Source organism: Kitasatospora sp. NPDC049258, assembly GCF_040678895.1.
Taxonomy (GTDB): Bacteria; Actinomycetota; Actinomycetes; order Streptomycetales; family Streptomycetaceae; genus Kitasatospora.
The window spans coordinates 53,323-77,612 of record NZ_JBFAQT010000031.1 but is presented as its reverse complement, the minus strand read 5'-3'; the positions used below and the strand labels follow the sequence as shown (position 1 = coordinate 77,612).

Here is a 24,290-nt window from a genome sequence, read left to right as displayed (position 1 = left end):
GGCAGACCCCGACCAGCGACTCCGCACCCACCCCCAGCTCGCGCAACCGACGCGCCAACCGGTTCGCCCGCGCGTTCAGCTCCCCGTAACTCAACGGAACACCCTCATGCGTGACCGCGACCGCCCCCGGCGTCGACGCGGCCTGCCGCTCGAACACCTCGTGCACACACCGCCCGTCCCACTCGCTCACCACACCCGGGACCGGCCGGTCCACCACCGCCGACTCGGCCCGGTCGAGCAGCTCGACCGTGGACAGCGGGGCCTCGGGCCGGTCCGTGACGGCGGCCAGCAGCCGGGTCAGGTGGCCGGCGAAGCGCTGCACCGTGGCTGCGTCGAAGAGCGCGGTGGCGTACTCGAACTGGCCGCCCAGCGAGCCGTCGGCCAGCTCGGCCACCTGCAGTGCCAGGTCGAACTTGGCCACCTGCCAGGGCAGTTCCACCCGTTCGGCGCGGATCCCGCCGAGTGCGAGCTCGCCGATCCGGGCATCGTGCAGGGTGAACGCGGTCTGGAAGAGCGGGGTGACGGACAGGTCGCGCTCGGGCTGGAGCTCGTCCACCAGCGGGGCGAACGGGGTGTCCTGGCGGTCGAAGGCGTCCAGCACGGTGCCGCGGACCAGCGGGAGCAGCTCGGCGAAGGCCGGGTCACCGTCCCACCGGGTGCGCAGCACCAGCGTGTTGATGCCGTAGCCGACCAGGTCACGCAGCTCGGGCCGGGTGCGGCCGTTGACGACCGTGCCGACGGTGATGTCGGTGCCGCCGGTCCAGCGCGCCAGCTGGGCCTGGAAGGCGGCCAGCAGCACGGTGAACAGGGTGGTGCGGTGCTCACCGGCCAGCGCGCGGAGCCGGTCCGCGACCTCGGCGGGGACGGCGAGGCGGACGGCCGATCCGGCGGTGGAGCGGACCGCCGGGCGGAGCCGGTCGACAGGCAGCGCGAGCGGCTCGATCCCGCTCAACTGCTGCTTCCAGTAGTGGAGTTGCTTGCGAGCGGCGGGCTGGGAGCGGAATGCCTCGCGCTGCCAGGCCGCGTAGTCGGCGTACTGCAGCGCGGGCGGCGGCAGCGGGGCGGTCGGGCCCTGGCCGAAGGCGGCGTACCGGGCCGCGAGTTCGGCGGTGAGCAGCTCCTGCGAGCGCTCGTCGCAGGCGATGTGGTGCAGGGTGAGGGCGAACAGGTGGTCGTCCTCGGCGAGCCGGAACAGGGTCGCCCGCAGCGGCCACTCGTGCTCCAGGTCGAAGGGCAGCACGGCCTGCCGGTGGGCCTGCTCCTCGGCGAGCCGGGCGCGTTCGGCGGCGGGCAGCCCGGTGAGGTCGACGGTGGTCAGGGTGCCGGACGCGGCCGGGTCGATCAGCTGGACCGGCTCCTCGCCCGCCAGCCCGTACCGGGTGCGCAGGATCTCGTGCCGGGCGACCAGGCCGTCGACCGCGGCGGCGAGCGCGGCGGTGTCCAGCTCGCCGCGCAGGCGCAGCAGTTGGGGCACCAGGTACTCGACGGCGTCGGGGTCGAGGCGGTTCAGGAACCACATCTGGCGCTGGCCGAAGGAGAGCGGCAGCGGCCGGGTGCGGTCCACCGGGGTGATGCCGGCCGGTGCGGCCGGGCGGCCGCCGGCCAGCCGGCGCCGGATCAGCTCCTCACGCAGCGCGGCGGCGTCCCTGACGGTCTGCTCCGAGTCTCCAGCACTCATGCCGGCTGCCCCTTCGTACGGGTCGTGTCGGCCACGACGTCCTCATCGCTGAGCTGGGCGATCTCCGCCCGGATCAGGTCCTCCAGGGCCACCGCCCACTGCTCCACCGTCGGGCCGTCGAACAGCACCCGCACGGGGATGTCCAGTTCGAGTTCGGCCCGGGCGGCGGCGGTGACGGTGGCGGCGAGCAGGGAGTTGCCCCCGAGCGCGAAGAAGTCGTCGCGGACGCCCACCTCGGTCTCCAGGGCCTGTGCCCAGATCTCGGCGAGCCGCTGCTCGAACGGGTTGCGCGGGGCGGTCGGCTCGGCCGGCCGGCCCACCGGGGCGCTCCGTGGCGCCCCGGTGGGAGCGGCGTTCCAGGCCAGCTGGGCCCGCCGCAGGTCCCGTCCGGTGCGGACGTCGAGGGCGCCGAGGGCGGCGCCCGGGTCGGCGAGCAGCTTGCCGGCCAGCTCGACCAGGCCCTCGGCGAGCGATTCGGCGGTCTCCGGGTCGAACAGCGCGGTCGCGTACTCCAGCATCCCGACCAGGTCGCCGTCGGGCTGCCGGCGCATGATCAGGGCCAGGTCGGTGGGGGTGGTCCGCCAGGCGGTGCCGAACTCGGCGAGCTCTTCACCGTCCTCGGCCAGCCCGGTGAGCCCGTCGTCCTGGAGGTCGAACAGCGCCTGGTAGAGCGGGGTCCTGGAGGGGTCGCGGGCCGGCTGGAGGTCCTCGACCAGTTGCTCGAACGGGAGGTCCTGGTGGGCGAAGGCGGCCAGGCAGACGGCCCGGACCCGGTCGACGGCCTGCTCGAAGCTCAGCTCGCCGGCCAGCTCGGTGCGCAGCACCAGGGAGTTGAGGAAGAAGCCGACCAGGCCGTGGGTCTCCGGGCGGACCCGCCCGGCCACCGGGGTGCCCACGGGGATGTCCCACTGGCCGCTGTGCTGGGCGAGCAGCAGCTGCCAGACCGTCAGCAGCGTCATGAACGGCGTGGCGCCGCGCTCGCGGCCGAGCTCGACCAGGCCCCGCGCGGTCGCGGCGGGGAGGGTGAAGGCGTGCACGGCGCCGTGCGCCTCGCGGTGCGCCGGGCGGGGGCGGTCGGTGGGCATCCGCAGGGTCGGCAGGTCGGCCAGGACACCGCGCCAGTGCGCGAGTTGGCGTTCCAACAGGCTTTCGGTGAGCCACTGGTCGCGCTGCCAGAGGGCGAAGTCGGGGTAGCCGATCGGCAGCTCGGGCAGCGAGCTGCCGCGGCCGGCCGTCAGGGCGGCGCAGAGCTCCCGCAGCTCGCGCTTGATCAGCACGGTCGACCAGCCGTCGCAGGCGATGTGGTGGATCGTCACCAGCAGGTGCGCGGTGCCGTCGGCCCGGCGGGCCAGCAGGGCGCGCCAGACCGGCCCTTCGGCGAGGTCGAAGCCGCGGGCGATCTCGGCGGCGACCAGCCGGACCAGCTCGGGGCCGTCCGCCTCGGCGCAGGTCAGCTCGACCGTGCCGGGGCCGTCCACCTGCTGCACGGGCCGCCCGTCGCGCAGCGGGTAGCGGGTGCGCAGCGCCTCGTGCCGGGCCGCGAGCGCGTCCAGGGCCCGGCCGAGCACCGCGGGCTCGATGCCCTCGGGCAGCCGCAGGAACAGCGGCACCACGTACTCGGCGCTGCCCGGGGTCAGCTGGTCGAGGAACCACATCCGCTGCTGGCCGGCCGACAGCGGGAGCGGTGCGCCGCGGTCGGCCCGGCCGATCGGGGCGCCGTCGGCGGTGGCGAGGTCGATCAGCCGGGCCTGGTCCCGCACGGTGGCGGCGGTGAAGAGGTCGGCGAGGGCGATCTCGCGCCCGGTCGCGGCGCGCAGCCGCTGGGCGAGGCGGCCGAGCAGCAGGGAGTAGCCGCCGAGCCGGAAGAAGTCGTCCTCGACCGCGATGTCGGGGGTGTCCAGCAGCTCGGCCCAGATCGCGGCGACGGTCCGCTCGGTGGCGGTGCCGGGGGCGCTGCGCCCGGTCGGGGCGGCGGCGCGGGCGGCGGGCACGGGCAGCGCCTTGCGGTCGAGCTTGCCGCTGGTGGTGAGCGGGAACTCGGCCAGCACGGTGAAGACCGAGGGCACCAGGTACTCGGGCAGCTGCTCGCGGCAGTACGCGCGCAGCTCCTCGTGGGTGGGATCGCCGTGCACGGTGAGGTAGGCGGCGATCCGGCCGACCCCGCCGGCGCCCTTCAGCGCGACCACGGCGGCGGCCCTGACCTGCGGGTGGCGGGCCAGCACCCCCTCGATCTCGCCGGGCTCGATCCGGACCCCGTTCACCTTGACCTGGCCGTCGAGGCGGCCGAGGTACTCCAGCTCGCCGTCGGCCCGCCAGCGGACCTGGTCGCCGGTGCGGTAGAGCCGTGCGCCGGGCGGCCCGTACGGGTCCGGCACGAAGCGGTCGGCGGTCAGGTCGGGGCGGTTGACGTAGCCGCGGGCCACGCCGGCGCCGCCGACGTGCAGCTCCCCGGGCAGGCCGAGCGGCGCGAGCTCGCCGTCCTCGTCCAGCACCAGGAGCCGGATGCCGCTGATCGGCCGGCCGATCAGCACCGGGCCGGTCCGCTGCCGGGGGTCGAACTCCCTGGCGGTGACGTCGATCGAGCACTCGGTGGGGCCGTAGGTGTTCCAGATCCGCACCTCGGCCCTGGCCAGCAGGCGCTGGCAGAGTTCGGCGTGCAGCGGCTCACCGGCGGAGAAGACCAGCCGGATGGCGTCGCACTGCGCCCAGCCCGGCTCCTCGACCAGGAGTCGGAGCACCGAGGGCACCACCTGCAGCACGCTGATCCGCTGCCGGGCGACGGTGCGCACCAGCTCGGCCGGGTCGCGCTCGGCGCCGATCGGGGCCATCACCACGGTGCCGCCGCTGCTGAGCGGTCCGAAGAACTCCCAGCCGGCGGCGTCGAAGCTGAGCGAGGTCTTCTGCAGCACCCGGTCGGCGGGGCCGAGCCCGTGGGTGCGGACGGTCCAGCCGACCCGGTTGCCGATCCCGCCGTGGCTGACCGCGACGCCCTTGGGGCGGCCGGTGGAGCCGGAGGTGTGGATGACGTAGGCCAGGTGGTCGGCGGTGACCCCGCTGTGCGGGGCGGTGTCGGGCCGCGCGTCCAGGGCCGTGGCCGGGGAGTCCAGCACCACCAGCCGCACCCCCTCGGTGCGGACCAGGTCGGCCAGCGACTCCTCGGTGAGCACCACCTCGGCGCCGGTGTCGCGCAGCACCCACTCGATGCGGTCGCGCGGGTGGCCGGGGTCGAACGGGACGTAGGCCGCGCCCGCCTTCCAGACCGCGAGCAGCGCCACCGCCAGGTCCGGACCCCGGTGCAAGCAGACGCCGACCAGCCGGTCGGGGCCCGCGCCGAGCTCGCGCAGGTGGTGGGCGAGCCGATTGGCGCGCCGGTCGAGCTCGCCGTAGCTGACCTCCAGGTCGCCGGCCACCACCGCCGGTGCGTCCGGGGTGAGCGCCGCCCGGGCGGCGACCAGCTCGTGCAGCAGCCCGCCGGGGGCGGGCTCGCCGGTGCTGCCGGCCGGCCTCCGGGGCGCGGCCTGGGCAGTGTCGTCCTGCCCGGTGCCGGGCGACGGGATTGTGTGCACGATCAGCCCTTCGGTGGTGGGTGGCGGTGGTGGCCGGGTGGGTCAGGCGTCGGCGGCCTGGTCCATCCGCCGGCGCAGGCTCAGCGGGCGCATGTCCGTCCAGACCTCGGCGATCCGGGCCAGGCAGTGTTCCTTGCTGCCCTCGGTGCCCTCGGTGTGCCAGCCCGCCGGCACCTCCCGGCCGACGGCCCAGATCGAGTACTGCTCCTCGTCGTTGAACACCACGAGGTACTGGCGGTCGTCGTTCTGGTCGTCACTCATCTGCACTCCTCTGCCGGAATTTTCCGCAGCGTCGAATTCATTCACCGGAGCATTTCCGGGAGTTCACCGCAGCACGGGTCGACGGCGAGGTCCCGGCCTGCGCGGCGCAGCCGGAATTGCCGTTCAACCACCTCGCGGTGAGCGAAACGAGGGGTGCGGAAAGGGACCCGCCGACCTTCCGGATGCCGTCCGGCAGCCATGGGAAGTGCCACCTCGTTCGAACGTCGCCATCATGGCCGGTTTGATCAATAGCGCTCAAGGGGTTGTCAGTTGCCAGCCCCTGGCAACTGACAACCCCTTGGAAACCCCCGTGCGACCTGGGAAATCAAGTCATGTACTCGACAATATGTCAGGTCCGTGCCCCCGGTTGCCCCACCCGTGGCACACCGCCAATTCCGGCCGACCGAAAGGAGATCGCCGCCGCACCCGCCTTGCCGGTGGTATCCACCGGCGATACTGTGCTCGCACCCGGTGGCCCGCCACCCGGATACCGCGGCGCCCACCGGCCACCCAATTGCCGGACCGCCGAAGGGAATTCCCGCCGGCACCGGCCGTTCCCCCGGGCCGGCCGGCCCGCGCCCCCGCCGCCTGTGGATCTCCCGTGACGGCGGCACGTGCCATCCAGCAATTTCTCATGAACGGAGTACCCGTGTGACTGCGCCCCAGTTACCCCTCACCGTCGACGGCGGCCACCGGCGGCTGGTCGAGCACATCCGGCACCACCGTGAGGAGCTCCGCGAGCAGCTCCTCGTCCACGGCGCCCTGCTGTTCCGGGACTTCGACGTGGACGGCGTGGACGGCTTCGACGCCGTGGTGCGCGAACTGTCCGGCGATCCGCTGACCTACGCCGAGCGCTCCTCACCCCGCCAGTCGATCAAGGGGAACGTCTACACCTCGACCGACTACCCGCCGCAGGAGGAGATCTTCGCCCACAACGAGAACTCCTACCAGGCCGTCTGGCCGATGGCGCTGTACTTCTACTGCATCGAGCCGCCGCTCACCCGGGGCGCCACCCCGCTCTCCTCGACCCGTGCCCTGTACGCGGCGATCGACCCCGCCGTCCGGGCGGAGTTCGAGCGCCGCAGGTGGTCGGTGGTGCGCAACTACGGTGGCGGGCTCGGGCTGCCGTGGGCCGAGGTGTTCAACACCGACGACCGTGAGGAGGTGCTGCGGCACTGCGCCGGCCAGGGCATCGAGGCCACCTGGACCGGGCCCGACCGGCTGCGCACCAAGGCCGTCCGGGACGCCGTGCACAAGCACCCGGTGACCGGCGACCAGGTCTGGTTCAACCACGCCACCTTCTTCCACGTCACCACTCTGCCGGAGGAGTTGCGGCTGGGACTGCAGGCCCTGTGCAAGCCCGAGGACCTGCCGAGCAACACCTACTACGGCGACGGTGAGCCGATCCCGGACGAGGTGCTGGGCCACCTGCGGGACTGCTACCGCGCGACCTCCACCCGGTTCGACTACCGGCGGCACGACGTGCTGGTGCTCGACAACATGCTGTCCACGCACGCCCGCGAGCCGTTCACCGGCCCGCGGAAGATCGCGGTGGCGATGGCGGAGCCGCACGGCGGCAGCTGACCCGCCGCGCGACGAGGGGCGGCGGTCACCGGTAGGAACCGGTGACCGCCGCCCCTCGGCCTGTCGAGCGGGCCGGCTCAGCGCAGGCCCGGCTCAGCGCAAGCCCGGCTCAGCGCAAGCCCGGCTCAGCGCAGGGCCGCCCCAACGAGAGCCCGGCTCAGTGCCCGAGCGCATGCCCCGGCCCCGCCAGCGCCACTCCGGCCGGGCCGGCGGTGGCCAGCTCGGCCCGCCGCACCAGGCTGAGCGCGAACGACCTGACCAGCTTGTGGAAGGCGTACCGGCCGGGCGCCGGGGTGTCCAGCAGGCTGGCGTCCACCAGCTCCTCCAGCAGGTTCTCCGCCTCGTTGCGGTCGGCACCGAGCGCTGCCGCCGCGGCCGCCAACGAGAGGTCCGGCTCGTCGAGTTGGGCGATCAGCCGGAGCGCGTGGGCCGCCTGCCAGCCGAGCCGCTCGTAGCTGAGCCGGAAGGCCGTACCGACGGCCGCGCCACCGAGGTCGAGCACCGAGCTGCCCTCCTCCTCGTCCTCCAACCGCTCCACCAGCGAGGCGATTTGCCAGCGCGGCCGGGCGGCCAGCCGGGTCGCCACCAGTTGCACGGCCAGCGGCAGCAGGCCGCAGGCCTCGACCAGCCTGCGGGCCGCGACCGGCTCGGCCTCCACCCGCTCCCGGCCGATGATCGCGGCCACCATCCGCACGGCCTCCGCCGGGTCCAGCGGATCCAGCGAGAGCAGCTGCGCGGAGCGCAGGCCGGCCATCCGGACCCGGCTGGTCACCAGCACCATGCTGCCGGGCGCCGCGGGCAGCAGCGGCTGCACCTGCTCCGCGCTGACCACACCGTCCAGCACGATCAGCATCCGGCGACCGTCGAGCAGGGTGCGGAACAGCGCCGCCCGCTCGGCCAGCGCGGTGGGCAGCGGCGCTCCCGGCCGCAGCGCGCGCAGGAATCCGCCGAGCACCTCGCCCGGCGTCACCCAGGCGCCGTCCTGCCCGGGGCCGTCGATCTCCGCGAACAGGCAGCCGTCCGGGAACTTGTCCCGGACCCGGTGCGCCCAGTGCACCGCCAGCGCGGACTTGCCGACACCGGCCATCCCGTCGATCGCGCAGACCACCATCCGGCGCTCACAGAGCAGCCCGTCGAGGCGGTTCACAATGGCCTCTCGGCCGTAGAAGTCGGGGACCGCCATGGGTAACTGGGCCGGTCGCAGCCGTTCGGCCGGATGGGCCTCGGGGTCCTGCTCGGCCACCAGGCCGCGCAACGCGCCGCCCGCGCCGAGCACGTCGTCGCACCTGCCCGCCAGCTCCGGGGTGGCGGGCCGCGCACCGGTCTCCACCCTGCTGAGATAGCCCTTGCTGTAGTGGGCCATTTCGCTCAGCGCCTTCAACGAAACACCTTGCTGCGTCCGAAGTCTTCGCAACTCGTGCCCGAATCTGTCGCTCAAAACTCCCCCCTCCTGCCCGTGTGGTTGCTGTCTCCCCCGATTGGGGCCCATCACAGGCGGCTGAGAGCCGCCGCGCCACCGGGCTCCGGGCCGCGCTGCCGTCGTCGTGACTCTCCCCCCGGAGACGACGGCACCCGAGCGAGGGTGGCGGGGCCGATCCTACGGGAGATCACCGTCCGATGTTCGAATTCGATCAGAGTCATCTCACCGAGTTCCGGATCCCGGTCACGGACGGGCGGCGGTAGGGGAACGGATCAGGATCCGGTGCCGTGTCGTGGTGACATTCGCGCCGGCTTAGGCCTGGGACACGGCAATTGACTCTCTGTCACCGGAAATCTCAAGGCATCGTAAACTGACGATCCATCAGCTCAGACAGCTCGGTGCCAGTCGCCCCGGCGCGCCAGATCCAGCACCAGGGCGGCGATGTTCCAGGCGTCGTCCTCGCCCCGGTGGTGGCGCCCCTCCAGCGGCAACCCGGCCAGCCGGAGCGCCTGCGCCATGCCGGGGCGCTTGCGCAGCGCGTGCGCCTCGGTGAAGACCAGCTTGGCGTTGGTGTGCCGGCGGCCGAACGGATAGGCGGCGCCGGTGGCCGCGCACTGCCGGGCGAACTGGTGCCGGTCGTAGTCGCCCCAGCTGGCCCACGGCCGCCGGCCGGCCCCGTGCTCGGCCGCCAGCAGCCGGCAGGCCTCGGCGAAGGACCGGCCGGTGTCCACCTCGGCCTGGGTCAGCCCGGTCAGTTCGGTGCAGAACGCGCTCACGGTCGAGCGGGCGGGCCGGACCAGGATCCGGTGGCGCCCGACCCGCTCGCCCGCCGCCAGGTCGACCACCGTCAGGCCGATCTCGATGATCTCGCTCACCGCGCCGGGTGGCGCCTGGCCCTCCCAGCAGGTCGCCTCGACGTCGACCACGTTCAGCAGTTCCCCGGTGCGCTCCACGCCGGGCAGCGTAGTGCGCGGGCCGGGCCGGCCGCCCCGGGATTTCTGCGCGGTCCGGCCTGTTCCGGCCTCAGGCCCGGCTCAGCCTCGGACTCGGACTCGGACTCGGACTCAGGCGATCACGGTGAGCAGCAGATCGTCCTGGACCAGCCAGCGGCCGTTGAAGCCGCGCAGCTCACCGCCGTCCGCGGTGGTGCCGTCCACCAGCAGGCGGGCCGTCCAGGTGCCGTCCGGCGCGAGCGTGATGTCCGCCTCCTCGAACTCCAGGAACCGCCTGGTCAGCGGGAACCACGCCTTGTAGACGCTCTCCTTGGCGCTGAACAGCAGCCGGTCCCAGTGCACCCCGGGCTGCTCGGCCGACAGCTCGGCCGTGCGGGCCTGCTCCTGGGGCAGCGCGATCACCTCCAGGACGTCCTCGGGCAGCGGCGCGTGCGGCTCGGCGTCGATGCCCACCGTGCGCAGCTCCGCGGAACGGGCCACCACCGCGGCCCGGTACCCGGCGCAGTGCGTCATGCTGCCGACCACGCCGGCCGGCCACACCGGGGCGCCGCGCTCACCGCGCAGGATCGGCACCGGCGGCAGGCCGAGGCCGCCGAGCGCCCGCCGGGCGCAGGCCCGCACGGTGGCGACCTCGTTGCGTCGGGTCGGCACGGCGTTGGCGACGATCACCTCCTCGCCGGGCAGCAACGGGGCGTCGGCGAGGTCGTCGAAGGCCTCGGCCCAGGCGGCGCCCGGGGGCAGCAGCCGCTCGATCACCGCTCCTCCGCCCGCAGCACCCGGCGCGGCCGGTGCGGTCCGCCGCGCGGCGTCCACTCGCGCGGGTAGCCGAGCGACACCTCCTCGAAGCGGACCCCGTCCGCCCAGGTCACGCGGGGGATGTGCAGATGGCCGTAGATCATCGCCGCGGCGTTGTAGCGCAGGTGCCAGTCGGCGGTGCGCTCGGTGCCGCACCAGAGCGCGAACTCCGGGTAGCGCAGGATCCTGGTGGGTTCGCGCACCAGCGGGTAGTGGTTGACCAGCACGGTGGGCAGCGCCGGATCCCGGCGGGCCAGCAGCCGCTCGGTCTCCGCGATCCGCGCCTCGCACCAGGCCTCGCGGGACGGGTACGGGTCGTGGTGCAGCAGCACCTCGTCGGCGCACACCACCCCGGCCTCGTAGGCGACGGCCAGCGCCTCGGTCTTGTCGGCGGTGCCGGCCGGGCGGAAGGTGTAGTCGTAGAGCAGGAAGAGCGGGGCGACCGTGACCGGCCCGCCGGGGCCGCCGTCCCACACCGCGTACGGGTCCTCGGGCGTGAGCACGTCCAGGCCGCGGCAGAGTTCGACCAGGCCCCGGTAGCGCTCCTCGCCGCGCAGCTGCACCGGATCGTCCTTGGGCGTCCACAGCTCGTGGTTGCCGGGGGCCCAGATCACCTTGGCGAAGCGCTCGCGCAGGGTGGCCAGCACCCACTCGATGTCGGCGAAGCGCTCGCTGACGTCGCCCGCGACGATCAGCCAGTCCTCCGGCGACTCGGGGAGCAGCTCCTCGACCACCTTCCGGTTGGCGGGGTAGCCGACGTGCAGGTCGCTGATCGCGAACAGGGTGCCGGTCATACCAGCGCCCCCAGCCGGCGGGAGATCACGGCCGCGATCTCGTCCTGACGGCCGTTCAGGTAGAAGTGGCCGCCGGGGAGGACCTCCAGGTCGAAGCCGGCCGCGGTGTACCGCTCCCAGGCCCCGGCGTCGGCCACCGCCGTGACCGGGTCGGCGTCGCCGACCAGGGCGGTGACCGGGCAGCGCAGCGGCTCCGCCGGACCGGGCAGGTACCCGGACAGCGCGGCGTAGTCGGCCCGCACGGCCGGCAGCGCGAGGGCCCGGATCTCGGGGTCGGCCAGCAGGCCGGTGTCGGTGCCGTCCAGCGCGGTCAGGTGGGCCACCAAGCCGTCGTCGTCCAGCAGGTGCGCGGCCTCCGGGCGCCGCAGGTGCGGGGCCCGCCGGCCGGAGACGAAGAGCCGGGCGCAGCCGCGGCCGCCCGCTTCCAGGTGCCGGGCGGCCTCGTACGCGACGGTCGCCCCCATGCTGTGGCCGAGCAGGGCCAGCGGGCGCCCGTCCTGCTCCCCGAGGGCGGCGAGCGCCTCGGCGGCCAGTTCGGTGAGGCTGGTCAGCGGGGTCTCGAAGAAGCGGTCCTGGCGGCCGGGGTACTGGACGGCCAGGACCTCGACGGCCGGGGAGAGCGCGGCCGACAGCGGGTGCCAGTAGCTCGCCGCCCCGCCGGCGTGCGGGAAGCACACCAGCCGCACGGGGGCGTCCGCGCCCGGGTGGAACCGCCGTATCCAGCGGTCGCTGCTCATCGCCACTCCCTGTCACGATCACGAACGGTCAACAGTGGACCACTCCGACAATACTCTGACGGCCGTTCAGTTCTCCCGATCTTCGGATCGAAGACCGGATCCGCCCGGCACCCGCCCGTCCCGTTGTCCGACGGAGCGACCCGGCGACCGGCCCCGGGGTACCGCTCGCGCCACCGCCCGGGGCCGGCGGGACGACCGCATCGCAGCCGTCGCCCGCCGGACGCCCCGCGGCCACCTGGCGGTCGGGGACGGGGCCGAGGATCGGGTCGACAGGGTGGCGCGAAGGCCGCCGCCACGCAGCCGCCGGAGGGCACGTGAGCATCGTCCAGACGGCGCCCGGGCGGCGCCGGGCCCCGGACCGCCGACGGGTACCGCCGCTGGTCCGGGTGGCGACCGGGCGCGACGCCGCCGGCCTGTACGTCCTGTCGGCCCCCTTCATGCGCTCCGGCGAGCTGCGCACCCGTACCCTCGCCGCCTACCGGGCCCGGGCCACCGACTTCCTGCTGGTCGCCGCCCCCGGCACCCCGGCCGGCTGCGTCGCGCTGCGCCCGCTGGCCCCCGAGGCGGGGCACCCGGCCGCCGGTGTGCTGTACAACCTGTGCGTCCACCCCGCCCGGCAGGGCACCGGTCTCGGCGCCCAGCTGCTGACCGCCCTGCTCGCCCGGGCCGAGGACCGCGGGCTGCGCACCGTGTACGCCGCCAGCACCGGCAGCGCCGTGCTCTTCCTGCGGGCCGGCTTCCGGGAGATCCCGGCCGCCCTCGCCCCGCCCGCCTGGACGGCCGACCTCGACCCGGCCCGGGGCTCCCGGGTCTACCGCTGCGAGCTGCCGACCCCGCCCGGGCCGCCCGGGCCGGTATGACCATTGCCATTTGACTGACCGTCATCTCGGCCCCGCATAGGGTGGCGGCCATGGCCGCACCCCTCTCCCCGCCGCCGGGACCGACCCGCACCGCCCGGCTCGCCGCGTACGACGTGGTCTCGGCCGCGCTCTCCCGGCTGGATGTCCGCCGGCTGGAGAAGCTGCTGGCCGGTGCGGCACCGGTGGGCGGCGACGGGCGGGCCACCCGGATGGAGGTCGACGGCCTGCCGGTGCTGGTGCGGCGGGTGCCGCTGACCGATCCGGAGCTGCTGGCCGGGAACGTCCTGTCCACCGCCGACCTCTTCGGGTTGCCCGAGGCCTGCCACTACGGCGTCGACAGCCCGGGCTCCGGCGCCTGGCGCGAGCTCGCGGCGCACTCCACCGCCACCGACTGGGTGCTGATGGACCAGGCCCAGGGCTTCCCGCTGCTGTACCACTGGCGGGTGCTGCCGGACCAGGACGCACCGGACCTGCTCGACCCGGGCGAGGCGGAGCGGATGCTCGACCGCTGGGCCGGCGCACCCGGGGTGCGGGCCAGGGTCGAGCAGCTCGGGCGGGCCTCGCACAGCGTGCTGCTGTTCCTGGAGCACATCCCGCTGACCCTGCCGCAGTGGCTGGCCGACCGGACGGCCGAGGGCGGGGCGGCCGCCGAGTCCGCCTGGGCCGCGGCGCAGCAGGGGCTGGACGCCGCGACGGCCTTCCTGCGGGCCCAGGGGCTGGTGCGGTTCGACGCCGGCCCCGACCACCTCGGGACGGACGGCCACCGCCTCTACCTCACCGGCTTCGGCCTGGCCCTGCACGAGCGGTTCGCGCTCTCCCCGCAGGAGGCCCGCTTCCTGCGCGAGCACCTGGACCACGACCGGGCCTGCGCCGCCGCCCGGCTGGTGCGCTGCGCGGAGCTGACGGCGCCCGAGGCCCGGCCGGGCGCGGCCACCGCCGTCCTCGACCGGTACGCCGCGGTTGCCGCGGTGCTGGAGGACTTCCACCGCCGGCTCCGGCAGGAGGGGCCGCAGGCGCCGTACCCGGCCGAGGAGCTCCGCCGGGCGCTGGCCGGGCCCGGGAGCGGGTCGGCGCCCTGACGGCGGAGGTTGGGTGCACCGTCAGGGCGCGGCGGGCGGCCGGCCTCAGAAGGTGAGGGTGACCTGGTCGACCGTCCAGAAGGCACTGTTGGTGCCGGTGTAGCGGAACTGGAACTGGGCCGTGGTGGCACCGGCCGGGACGGTGACCGGCAGCTTCTCGAAGGCGTTGACGTCCGCGCGGTAGGACTTGACCAGCTGCGGGGTGCCGGAGTCGAAGGAGACGTAGACGTCGCCGGTCTGCGGACCGTCGATCTTGTAGTTGGTGGCGAAGTTCAGCGTCGCCCGGGTGGCGCCGTTCAGCGGGTAGCGCGGGCTGAGCAGGGTCGAGTCGAACTGGCCGGCGCCGTGCGACTTGTCGTCCCACTCGTCGGAGTCGGCGACCGCGAAGACGTTACGGGCCCGGACGTTGGTCTCCCGGGACTGGCCGAGCTGCGCCGCGGTCCAGAACTCGTCGGTGGCGAAGGCCCAGCCGCGCCACTCGGTGACGCCGCCGCTGGGCATCCGGGAGTTGTCGATGCTCCAGCCGCTCGGCGGGGTGTGGGTCCAGCCCTTCACCGCCGCCGGGATGCCGGTCTCGTCGGTGCGGGTCTGCAGCGCCGGCCGCAGGCCGTCGAAGGCGTCGGGGGTGATCTCGTCGATCGGCCGGCCGTCCAGCTGCCAGGCCGGGTCGATGGCCACGCCCTCGTGCTTGAGCACGGTCGGCGCGATGTCGACGAGCTTGACGTCCTGGCGGGTCGAGCCGGGGGTGTGGCCCGCGCCGTCGGCGATCACGAAGGTCTGCCGCTCGTTGGCGCTGTTGCCGCCGTGGCCGCCCGCGTCGGTGTGGCCGTGGTCGGTGGTGACCACGATCAGCCAGTCCTCCGAGGAGTAGGTCGGCCGGCCCTTGACGGCGGCGACGACCTGGCCGACCAGGCCGTCCACCGAGTGGATCGCGGCCGCGTACTGGCTGCTGGCGCCGCCGTAGCTGTGGCCGGCCTCGTCCACCTGGTCGAAGTGCAGGAAGGCGGTGTCGGGGTTGCCGTTGAGCAGGTAGTCGGCCGCGTCGGCGGCGGTCTTGGTGTCGTTGTCGGCCTCCGGGATGCGCAGGTCGGCGCGGCCGTTGAAGACGGTGTCGGCGACCGGGCTCCAGGAGGCGACCACCAGGGTGGAGGCGGCCGGCGCCGCGGTCTCCAGCCGGGTGGCGAGGTCCGGGTAGAGGTCGTAGTGCGAGCCCGCGAAGGTGTTGTCCTTCACGCCGTGCTTGTCCGGCCACACGCCGGTGGCGATGCTCGACCAGCCCGGGCCGGAGAGGGTCGGCGCCAGCGGGTTGGCGTACAGGTTGCTGGTGGCGGTCATGCCGCCGGCCATCAGCGCCTTGAGGTTCGGGGCGTCGGCCGCCAGCAGCTTGTCGTACCGGGTGCCGTCGATACCGATGACCAGCGTCTTGGCCTGCTTGGTGCCGGCCGGCAGGCCCTTGTACGGCCCGGTGGCGGCGATCGCCTGAACGGCCGTCAGCGAGAGCGCCGCCGCGGCGGTGGCGGTGACCGCGGCGGCGATCCGGAGGGTTCGGGACATGCGCACGGGAAGCTCCCTGGAGGAGGGGGGACGAGGCGCGGCGCGTCTGGCGCCGGTACGAGCGTGTGGGCCCCCGGCGAGCCGCGAACCTCCCCGAGCGCACCGCCGCATGAACAGCGCGGGAACTTCGGTCCAGACTCGTTATCGTCCCGTTACCTCGATCCGGGCCCCGGCGGGCCGCCGGTAGGGTGGCGAGATGAGCCCAGGGACCTCGCACGCGCCCGGCGCGCCCGTCCGCTCCGGCGTCCCGGAGCACGGCCGGCTGCCCAAGTACTACGTCGTCAAGACCCGGCTGGGCGAGCTCCTGGACGAGCTGGGCCCGGGCGGTCTGCTGCCCACCGAGGTCGAGCTCTCGGCCCGGTACGGGGTGGCCCGGGCGACCCTCCGTCAGGCCCTGCGCGAGCTGCTGCTGGAGGGCCGGCTGCGCCGCCGCGGGCGGGGCACCGTGGTGGCCGGCGCCAAGCTCGAACAGCCGCTCTCGCTCGCCAGCTACACCGAAGGGGTCAGCCGCCAGGGCCTGCGGCCGGGCCGGACCCTGATCGGGCTCGACCGGTTCCCCGCCGACGCCGCCACCGCCGAGCAGTTGGAGCTGCCCGAGGGCGAGCCGGTCTGGCACCTGGAGCGGGTGCTGCTGGCCGACGAGGAGCGGATCGGGCTGGAGAGCACCTATGTGGCGGTGGCCCGGGTGCCCAGGCTGGACCTCGACTTCGCCCCGGCGTCCTCGTTCTACGCCTACCTGCGCGAGCAGGGCGCCGAGCTCGGTACCGGCCGGGAGCGGATCGAGACCGTGCTGGCCACCCCGCGCGAGGCACTGCTGATCGGCACCCCGCCGGCCCTGCCGATGCTGCTGCTGCACCGGCGCAGCCGGGACGCGGCCGGCGCCCCGCTGGAGCGGGTCCGCTCGCTGTACCGGGGCGACCGGTTCAGCTTCACCCTGGAGCTGACGGCGCCCGGCGGCGGCTGAGCCGGTCCGCGCGCCCCGGCCGCCGGGGGGCTACCCCGCTTCGCCGGCCTCGCCCGCCCCGGTCACCCGCCAGTCCCAGCCCGGGTGGCCGCCGACCAGCCCGGTGAACGCGCCGATCTCCAGCAACTCCCCGTGGTTGGTGTCCACGTAGCCGGTCAGCCCGTCGAGCACCTCGACGAGCAGCGTGCCCACCGCCCGGATCGAGCGGAACATCACCAGCACGGCGAACGGGTCGCCCAGCGCCGGCAGGACCACCTCCACCACCTCCTCCTCCAGGTCGTCGAGCACCCGCCCGGAGAAGTCGAAGCCGATCGAGCCGCCCTGCCACTCGATCGACGGGCGGTCCGGCGGCGGCCGGTCGACCAGCCCGCGCGCCCGCAGGCGGCCGGCCAGCACCTCCACCTGCTCCGGCGCCATCACCACGACGAGACTCGAACTCATGCGATCTTCCTGACGAATCGGTGCGTACGGGGACGGCGACGGGGCCCCGGCCGGCGCATGCCGGCCGGGGCCCCGCCACCGCGGGTCGGGCCCTTCGCGCGGGGGCCCGATGCGGAGCGGCTAGGGCGCCAGCACCGCGAGCAGGTCCTCCAGGTTGTCGGTCCAGGTGAACCCGGCCGCCGTGAGGCCCTTGGCGATGGTGGGCGCCGGTCCCACCTTGCCCTTGCGGCGGCCGGGTCCGCCGCCCGGGAGGTAGGCGATCACCGGGTAGTCGGTGAGCGAGGTGACGGTCTCCATCTCCTCGACGGCGCCGTTGCCCACCCCGGTCTTCACCTGCACCACGGCGTTGCGGGTGACGATGTCGAAGTCGGTGTAGGTGGAACCGTCCGGCCGGGTGATGTCGATGCCGACCGCCCGGACGTGACCCGGGTAGCGGGCGTTGATCGCCTCGACGATCTCCGGCACCTTCGGGTCGTCGTTGACGCCCTTGATGTAGTCGGGCGTCGACCCGCTGCTGTCCGCCTTGGGGGCGTCCCCGGAACCGCCGCCCTTGCCTCCCTTGCCCGCGTTGCCGCCCGAGCCGCCGTCGCCGCCGCCCTTGCCGGGCTGACCGGCGCCGTCCGCCTTCTTGGCCGGGTCGGGCTTCTGCCCGCCCCCGCCCGGCTCGCCGCCGCCCTTGCCGGTGCCGCTCTTGGGCGTCGACGGGCCGTCGGACTTGGGCGTGGTCGGCGCCGGGTCGGCCGGCGTGCCGCTGGGCAGGTCGTCGGCGAGCAGCTTCTTGACCGCGCTGATGAAGTCGTCGCCCTCGGACATCGCGGTCTTGATCGCCTTGACCGCCTTGACGCCCGAACTCACCGCCTTCACGGCGCCGTAGCCGTCCACCGCGAAGGAGCCGATGATGCCGGTCCACTGGCCCGCGGTGTACGCGGTCGAGCTGGTGTCGACGTCGAAGAGGTCGGCGAGCGGCGTGTCGTCCACGTAGCCGGTGTGGCCGAGCTTGAACGGCGTCTCGTTGGAGTAGCCGAACATGTTGTCGAAGACGTCGTTGTCGCCGTTGGCGATGTCGGCGAAGCCGTTCCAGCAGTCGGAGAGGGTGTTGACGCTCCACTGCCACGGATCGCCGACGACCGAGTCCCCGACGCCGGTGAAGAAGCCGCCGACGTCGCCCCAGCTCCACCACAGGCCGCTCGGATCGCTGCCGGTGGTGGGGTTGTCGCCGGAGTAGGTGTAGCCGCCCATCTGGTTCGGGTCGCCGGACTCGAAGACCGGGTCGACGGTCAGGAACCGCCCGATGGTGGGGTCGTACTGCCGGGCGCCCAGCAGGCTCAGCCCGCTGGTGCCGTCCTTGACCTGCCCGAGGTAGCCGTGGTTGTCGGCCCAGCTCGCCGGATTGGCCCCGCGCTGGTTGCCGTACGGGTCGAAGGCCCTTCGGGTGAGCGCCAGGGTCGCCGAGTCGACCTGGAGCTGGCTGGTGCCCTGCGGCGTGCTCGGCTGGTAGCTCAGCCCGCCCTTGCCGGACCGGACGATCACCGTGCCGTCGGGGGCGCGGTAGTACCGCAGGCCGCTGACGGTCTTGGCGGCGGTGTCCAGGGTGAGCTGCTCGCTGCCGGAGAAGAGGTAGAGCGTCACGCTGCCGGGGTCACGCTGGATCAGCAGCCCGCCGTCCGCGTCGTACAGGTACCCCGCCTGCTTGCCGTCGGTGGTGACGGCGGAGATCCGCCCCTCCTCGTCGTACTGGACGTCCTGGCTGCCGGGCCGGGCACCGGTGGTGGTCCGGGTCGTGGTGTTGCCGGCATCGTCGTAGTGGGCGGCCAGCGTGCTGGTGCCGGTGGTCGGGTTGCTGGTGGTGATCGTGCCCACCGTGTTCGGCTGGACGGCGACCGCCTTGCCGGCACCGGGGTAACTGCTGGTCTGGGTGGTGTTCCTGGCCGCGTTGCCGGTCACGTCGTGCTGGACCTGCTGGGTGCGGTCACCGAGCGGGTTGTACTGCCAGTCCAGCCAGTACGGCGACGGGCCGCCGATGGTGGCGGGGCTCGGCGCGGCCGTGGTGCACCGCGAGAGCTGGCCGGCCGTGGGCGCGACGATCCCCTTGGTGTCGGTCCAGGCCGTCACCAGGCGGCGCTGCGCGTCGTAGCCGAAGCACTGGGTGTCGGTCACCCGGTCGGTGCCACCGGTGGACTGCACCTCGGAGACCGTGGTGACGTTGCCGGCCTGGTCGTAGCCGTAGGAGGTGTTGGACACCGGGTTGGCGGTGTTGTTCTGCAGCGTGACCCGGTTGGTGGCCAGCCGGCCGGTCGCCTGGTCGTAGGTCTGCGCGGTGCGCAGCTGCTTGGCCGGCGTGCCGATGGTGGTCTGCACCACCTGCCCGGTCGGGCTGTAGTTGGTGGTGGCCACGTACGGCTGGCTCGGCGTACCGACGCTGTACAGCCCGCCCTGGAGGTTGTAGCCGTAGCCGACCGTCTCGGCCGGCAGGCCGCCGTCCGCCTGGAAGGCGGTGGAGGCGAGCAGGCCGGCGGTGTCGGTGTAGGAGGCGGCCACCGTGTACGAGCCCTGGAGCTTGCCCTCGGCCGCCGGGATCACCGTGGTGCTGCCGGTCGGGCGCCCGTCGGCGGTGTAGCCGTTGACCTTCTTGACGTACGCGCTGCCGGCGCGGCCGCCGACGTAGCGGGTCGAGGAGACCGGCAGGCCCTTGCCCAGGCTGTCGAAGCTCCATTCGGCGAGCAGCTTGGCGGGATCGGTGGGGTCGGCGCCGGAGTACTCGGCGGTCCGGCGGCCGAGCTCGTCGTAGCTGAACGACAGCACCTGCTGGCGGGCGTCCGTGACGGTCGCCACCCGGCCGAGCGGGTCGTAGGTGGTGCTGGTCAGACCGCTGTCCGGGTCGCGCTGCGAGACCTTGCGGCCTTGCAGGTCGTAGCCGGTGGTCCAGGTGTTGCCGACGCTGTCCTTGATCGTCGAGAGCTGGCCGCGCGGGGTGTAGGTGTAGCTGGTGGTGAGGTCCGCGGTGGCGGCGGTGTCGGTGGTGCCGGTGGACCACAGCGGCGCGTTGGCCGCGTCGTACACCGCGAGGTTCTCGTCGCCCTGCACCTTCAGGTAGGCGCCCGGGTGGCCGCCGGTGCCACTGGACCACAGGACGGCCTTGGCCGGGTCGAGCACGACCAGGTTCCCGTCGGCCTGCACGGTGGCGTACGCCCCGGGGTGGCCCGCGGTGTTCGCGGCCCACAGGGTCTTGCCGCCGACCAGCGCGGTCAGCACCAGGTTGCCGTCGGCCTGCATGGCCAGCCGCGTGCTGCGGGAGACCAGCGAGCTGCCGGAGGCGAGCACGCCGCCGGCGGTGAGCCTGCGGTCGGGCGTGGTGTCGCGCACCACCGAGGAGGTGGTCTGGCCCTTGGCGTTGGTGTAGACCGTGCCGGCCTTGCCGCCGGGGGCCGGGTTGCTGTCGGTGCGGTCCACGCCCCGGTAGGACGTCGAGGACTGCCGGACGGTGGTCGCGAACGACACCAGGCTGGTGGTCACCGGGCGGCCCTGGCCGTCGTAGCCGGTCCGGGTCACCGACGGGCCGGTGTTGTTGGTCTCGGCCCACATCGAGGTGCCGGGGTCGCGGGCCGCGTCGGTGTACGCGGCGATGGTGGCGACGTTCCAGCCGTGCGAGTCGTAGTAGTCGGAGGAGACGATCCGGCCGGCCGAGTTGTCGGCCGTGGTCGACTGGGTCTGGCGCTGCTGGAGCGTGCCGTCGTAGAAGGTGACCAGGGTGCCGTAGGAGCCGTCCTCACGCAGGCTCCTGGTGGTGACGGTGGACGGGTCGGGGTTGTCGCCGGCTCCGTGGACGGAGTAGGAGAAGATCTGCTGCGGGCTCCGGGTCGCCTTGTCGCGCCCGGGCGACCACACCTTCTCCCGCCGGCCCAGGGCGTCGTAGGTCGCGTCGGTGACGCGCTTGTTGACGTCCACGGCGTGGGTCACCGAACCGCGGCCGGGCGAGACGGTGCTACTGGCGGTCCACTGCAGCGGGTTCTTGGTGGCGACCGTGGTGGGCAGCAGTCCGGTGTCGGGGGTGTAGGTGGTGACGGTGGAGCGGCCGGCCGCGTCCGTGTTCACGGTGACCCGGCCGTACTTGTCGTACGACATCGCGCCGAGCGTCTGGTACCGGGGCTTGCCGGCGCCGTCGTAGGAGGTGACGGACTGGGTCGCGGTGACCAGGCCGAGCGAGTCGCCGCTCCCACCGATCCGGCCGAGCGTGCCCGGGTCGGTGACCGTGCCGTCGCCGTCGTAGAACACCCGCTTGTCGGAGAGGGTGGTGTCCTTGCCGGGGGCGGTGCCGCACGGGCCGGCCACGCTGATCGTCTCCTTCGGGAGGACCAGCATCATCGGGTTGGCGGCCGGGGCGTCCGCGTAGGTGGTGGTGGTGCAGGTGCGCTGCTTGGGGTCGGCGGTGTCGCCCTCGTCGTCCAGCTGCCAGATCCGGCCGAGCGCGTCGAAGACGGTGCTGGACCTGGTGGTCCGCCAGCTGTTGTCGGCCAGCAGGCCCATCGAGCGTGAGGAGCTCTTCTCCACCTGGCGCGAGGTCAGGTCGGGCAGCGTGGAGAGCTTGTCCGGGGCCGGGTCCTCGGAGGTCCAGGCCTTGCGGGAGCTGCTCGCGGTGACCTTGGAGACGGGGGGGTCGGTCAGCGTCCTGGTGACCAGGCTGCCGCCGGCCTGGGTGAAGCCCTGCGACTCGTACGGGGTGCCGGCCAGCCAGGCGCTGTCGGTGATCTTCTCGTCGAGCGAGTTCTTCCGCTCGACGGCGCGCCGGGAGCCGTCGGCCTTGTAGTCGCCGTCCATGCCCTGCAGGTAGGAGACCCGGGACTGGGTGATCGGGTCCGGCGCGGCGCCGGTGGTGGTGGTGACGGTGGCGAAGCCGCGGAAGTCGTTCCAGGTCCGGTGCTTGTCGTCGGTGAGCTCGGAGTCGTCCCGGTGCCAGGCCGCGCCGTCGCCGTAGGTGTAGTTGGTGACCTTGGCGGGCGAGCCGGCCTTGGTGCGGTCGCTGTCGGTGACCTGGGCGACCAGGGTCTTGTGGAACCAGTCCTCGATCGGCTCCACCCCGCCCGGGGTGTTCCAGAAGACGGGGTAGCAGGCCATCGTGTTGGAGTCCGCCGAGGCCGGCATGGTCTTCTTCTCGCGCGAGCACTCCGGGGCCCGGTAGGTGACCGCGACCGACTCACCGGTCTCGGTCTGCACGCTGGAGATCCGCGGGTGGTAGAGCGGCGGGGCGGCCGGACTCAGGCCGTCGACCCGGTTGTCCATCTCGATCCCGGTGAAGGTGACCGGGTCCAGGGTGATCGCCCCGCTGCCGCCGGCCGAGGTGTCCTTGCCGGTGTGCCGGACCTCGGAGAGCCACATCACCGACTGCACGGCGCCAGTGCTCTTCGGGTCCTGGGTCTTGCCGGTGACCGGGTCGTAGGTGCCGCCCGCGTCGGAGAACACCTGCTTGAGGTCGTAGCTGTCCACGTCCTGCCAGCCGGTGGCGGTACGGACCTTGGTGTCGATCGACTTCAGCCGGAAGGTCTGCCAGAAGGTGGGACCGCTGATCAGGCAGACGCCCTTGGTGTCGTCGTCCTCGACCTTGGTCTTCCAGCCGGCCGGGCAGTTCAGGTCGTAGGGCGTGTCGGGCCAGTTGGCCGCGGTGTCCGAGGAGAGGTTCGACTCCTTGCAGACGCTGTCCGACGTGGTGCAGCGCTGCGCGGTGGTGAACAGCACCTCGGCGGCCGGCTCGCGGCCGGCCCGGGCGTCCGCGAGCTGGTAGCCGTAGGAGATCCGGGTGAGGTGGCCACCACGGGTGTACTTGGTGAGGGTGCCGCCCTTGTCGTCCTTGGCGACCTGCCCGTAGCCCATGTTGTAGTAGTTGGACTCGGTCGCCCAGTCGTAGCGCTGCACGTTGCCGTGCGGGTCGACCACGAAGTCCAGGTTGAACCGGTAGCCGACCTGCTGGTCGCACTGCGAGTCGTCGCCCTTGTCGGCGTCGTGGCAGGGATCGCCCGACTTGGGGTGGTAGATCGGCACGCCCCAGGCGCTGTTGGTGGCCTCGTCGGCGGTGGTCCCCGGCGTGTGGTTCAGTCCCAGGTAGTAGGCGGTGCCGTCGGTCGTGGTGACCTTGAAGTACTCGCCCTGCCACAGGCCGTTGGTGGCACCGGTGAGCCGCTCGATCTTCGTGCCGTCGTCCGTCCCGAGGTGGTACGAGCCGTCGGAGTCGCGCAGCAGCTGGCCGTTGTGGGTGCCCAGCGAGATGGTGGCGTTCCAGCCGGCCCAGCACTCGTCGCCGGAGTCCTTGATGCCCTGGTCCTTGCAGCTCTTGTAGGAGCGCTCGACGAAGCCGGGGCTGTAGGACCAGCCGTCACCGATCCACGAGGACTGGGAGTTGCGGGCGGAGGTCTCGCCGTCCACCGACTGCGAGTCGTAGGCGAGTCCGACGGTGGGTGGGGCGCCGCCCAGCGAAGGCGGGATCACCACCGGGTACTGGTAGGTGAAGGCGCCGGAGGCCGAGGAGGACCAGGCGCCGGAGGCGGACAGCGAGGTCGCGCCGAAGTCGCCCTGCGAGCCGCTCGAACCGGCGACGGCCGCCACCGCGACGCCCGCCGTGGCCTGCACGGCGCGGGCCGCGGGAGCGGCGAACGGGTTCGCCGTCCGCGCGGGCCGGGTGAGCGCGACCGTGCCGGTGAGCTTCCTGGCCACCGGGTCGTTGCTGGACTCCACCGGGGTCCTGGTCCGGCAGGCGGCGAGCTGGGGCGTGGTCAGCGCGCAGGCCGGCATCGCCACCAGGCTCAGCCGCGAGGCCCAACCACCGCCGTACGCCTGCTCGATCGCGCCGTAGTCCAGCGAGACGGCGACCCCGCCGGCGCCCGGCCGGTCGTCGGTGCGGGCGAGGCCGACCAGCAGCCCGTCGACACCGGCGGCCTTGGTCCGGGCCCGGTCCGCCAGCTGGGCCCGCACCGCGGTGACCTGGGCGACCGGGGCCAGCGGGCTGACCAGCGAGCGCGCCCGCTCGCCGAGGGCGGCGGGCGACGCGGGGGCGAGCGAGAGCGGGGCCGAGCCGGCCCTGACCTGCCCGCCGCCCGGGGCCGCGGCCAGGCTCGCGACCACCGGGGCGGCGCCCAGGTCGACGGTCGCGGTGGAACCGGCCGGCCAGGCGGCGGGCGCGAGCACATGCGGCCGCAGTGCGCGGGCCCCCGGCGGCGGGGCCGAAGTCACCTTCGCCGCAGGGCTGTTCGCGGGGTGTCCGGGAACGGCCGGCTGCTCGGGCAGCGGATCGGCCGCCCAGATCTTCCCCGTGTAGTGATAACCGCCGACGATCGCGTCGGCGACGGCGAGCGGCGCCGTCAGTGCGAGGGCGGCGGCCGTCGCGACCGCGACCGTCCCCCGCCTCGTCCAGGCCCGTTTCCGGGCACCTTGCCACCTGCGCAGGTGTGCGCGCATGTTCATCCCCCATGAAAGTCCGGACAGGCCGAGCTGGCACAGCGTCAGCTGACGGCACATCTGACCAGCACGGAACCGTATTGCCATGGACGGTTCACAGCAATACCCTTCCCCGGCAGTCACTCTGTTCACATCTGTCACACGGGGACCGTCGAAGCTCC

At 73.6% G+C, this 24,290-nt stretch carries 15 protein-coding genes; 4 read left to right on the top strand and 11 right to left on the bottom strand.

Going from position 1 to position 24,290, the window contains the following annotated elements; genetic code table 11:
• From AB0K43_RS23760 to AB0K43_RS23750, 3 genes are all read right to left on the bottom strand, one after another.
• The coding region (locus AB0K43_RS23760) for a condensation domain-containing protein (protein ID WP_363642913.1) at nt 1-1,678 on the bottom strand (1,678 nt) is incomplete at its 3' end.
• Entirely contained in the window at nt 1,675-5,244 is a 3,570-nt protein-coding gene (locus tag AB0K43_RS23755) for an amino acid adenylation domain-containing protein (protein ID WP_363642911.1), read from the bottom strand. The genes AB0K43_RS23755 and AB0K43_RS23760, both read right to left, overlap by 4 nt.
• Nucleotides 5,245-5,286: 42 nt before the next feature.
• On the bottom strand, nt 5,287-5,505 hold the full coding sequence (locus tag AB0K43_RS23750) for an MbtH family NRPS accessory protein (protein ID WP_363642909.1): 219 nt from the start codon (nt 5,503-5,505) through the stop codon (nt 5,287-5,289).
• Between the two features lie 699 nt (nt 5,506-6,204).
• On the opposite strand from AB0K43_RS23750, the gene AB0K43_RS23745 reads away from it, so the two are divergent.
• Nucleotides 6,205-7,089, top strand: coding sequence for a TauD/TfdA family dioxygenase (locus tag AB0K43_RS23745; RefSeq protein ID WP_363642921.1), 885 nt, complete (start codon nt 6,205-6,207; stop codon nt 7,087-7,089).
• Between the two features lie 157 nt (nt 7,090-7,246).
• On the opposite strand, the gene AB0K43_RS23740 is transcribed toward AB0K43_RS23745, so the two are convergent.
• From AB0K43_RS23740 to AB0K43_RS23720, 5 genes are all read right to left on the bottom strand, one after another.
• Nucleotides 7,247-8,578 (bottom strand): helix-turn-helix domain-containing protein, encoded by a 1,332-nt coding sequence (locus AB0K43_RS23740; RefSeq protein WP_363642907.1) that lies wholly within the window; start codon nt 8,576-8,578, stop codon nt 7,247-7,249.
• A 317-nt stretch (nt 8,579-8,895) separates the two neighbouring features.
• Entirely contained in the window at nt 8,896-9,462 is a 567-nt protein-coding gene (locus AB0K43_RS23735) for a 3'-5' exonuclease (protein WP_363642905.1), read from the bottom strand.
• A 111-nt stretch (nt 9,463-9,573) separates the two neighbouring features.
• Entirely contained in the window at nt 9,574-10,218 is a 645-nt protein-coding gene (locus tag AB0K43_RS23730; protein WP_363642903.1) for a 4'-phosphopantetheinyl transferase superfamily protein, read from the bottom strand.
• Nucleotides 10,215-11,051 (bottom strand): metallophosphoesterase, encoded by an 837-nt coding sequence (locus AB0K43_RS23725; protein WP_363642901.1) that lies wholly within the window; start codon nt 11,049-11,051, stop codon nt 10,215-10,217. The genes AB0K43_RS23730 and AB0K43_RS23725 overlap by 4 nt, the downstream gene beginning before the upstream one ends.
• A complete protein-coding gene (locus AB0K43_RS23720; RefSeq protein ID WP_363642899.1) occupies nt 11,048-11,788 on the bottom strand; it encodes an alpha/beta fold hydrolase in 741 nt (246 codons plus the stop codon). The genes AB0K43_RS23725 and AB0K43_RS23720 overlap by 4 nt, the downstream gene beginning before the upstream one ends.
• Before the next feature lie 314 nt (nt 11,789-12,102).
• On the opposite strand from AB0K43_RS23720, the gene AB0K43_RS23715 reads away from it, so the two are divergent.
• Nucleotides 12,103-12,648 (top strand): GNAT family N-acetyltransferase, encoded by a 546-nt coding sequence (locus AB0K43_RS23715; RefSeq protein WP_363642897.1) that lies wholly within the window; start codon nt 12,103-12,105, stop codon nt 12,646-12,648.
• A gap of 50 nt (nt 12,649-12,698) precedes the next feature.
• Nucleotides 12,699-13,727: a protein kinase family protein gene (locus tag AB0K43_RS23710; RefSeq protein ID WP_363642895.1), complete on the top strand. Its 1,029-nt coding sequence runs from the start codon at nt 12,699-12,701 to the stop codon at nt 13,725-13,727.
• Between the two features lie 45 nt (nt 13,728-13,772).
• On the opposite strand, the gene AB0K43_RS23705 is transcribed toward AB0K43_RS23710, so the two are convergent.
• Nucleotides 13,773-15,281, bottom strand: a complete 1,509-nt coding sequence (locus AB0K43_RS23705; protein WP_363642893.1) for an alkaline phosphatase family protein — start codon at nt 15,279-15,281, stop codon at nt 13,773-13,775.
• A 196-nt stretch (nt 15,282-15,477) separates the two neighbouring features.
• On the opposite strand from AB0K43_RS23705, the gene AB0K43_RS23700 reads away from it, so the two are divergent.
• Nucleotides 15,478-16,245: a GntR family transcriptional regulator gene (locus tag AB0K43_RS23700; RefSeq protein WP_363642891.1), complete on the top strand. Its 768-nt coding sequence runs from the start codon at nt 15,478-15,480 to the stop codon at nt 16,243-16,245.
• Nucleotides 16,246-16,275: 30 nt separating this feature from the next.
• On the opposite strand, the gene AB0K43_RS23695 is transcribed toward AB0K43_RS23700, so the two are convergent.
• On the bottom strand, nt 16,276-16,686 hold the full coding sequence (locus AB0K43_RS23695) for a hypothetical protein (protein WP_363642889.1): 411 nt from the start codon (nt 16,684-16,686) through the stop codon (nt 16,276-16,278).
• 120 nt (nt 16,687-16,806) lie between these two features.
• Nucleotides 16,807-24,189, bottom strand: coding sequence for an RHS repeat-associated core domain-containing protein (locus tag AB0K43_RS23690; RefSeq protein ID WP_363642887.1), 7,383 nt, complete (start codon nt 24,187-24,189; stop codon nt 16,807-16,809).
• Nucleotides 24,190-24,290: the final 101 nt, after the last annotated feature.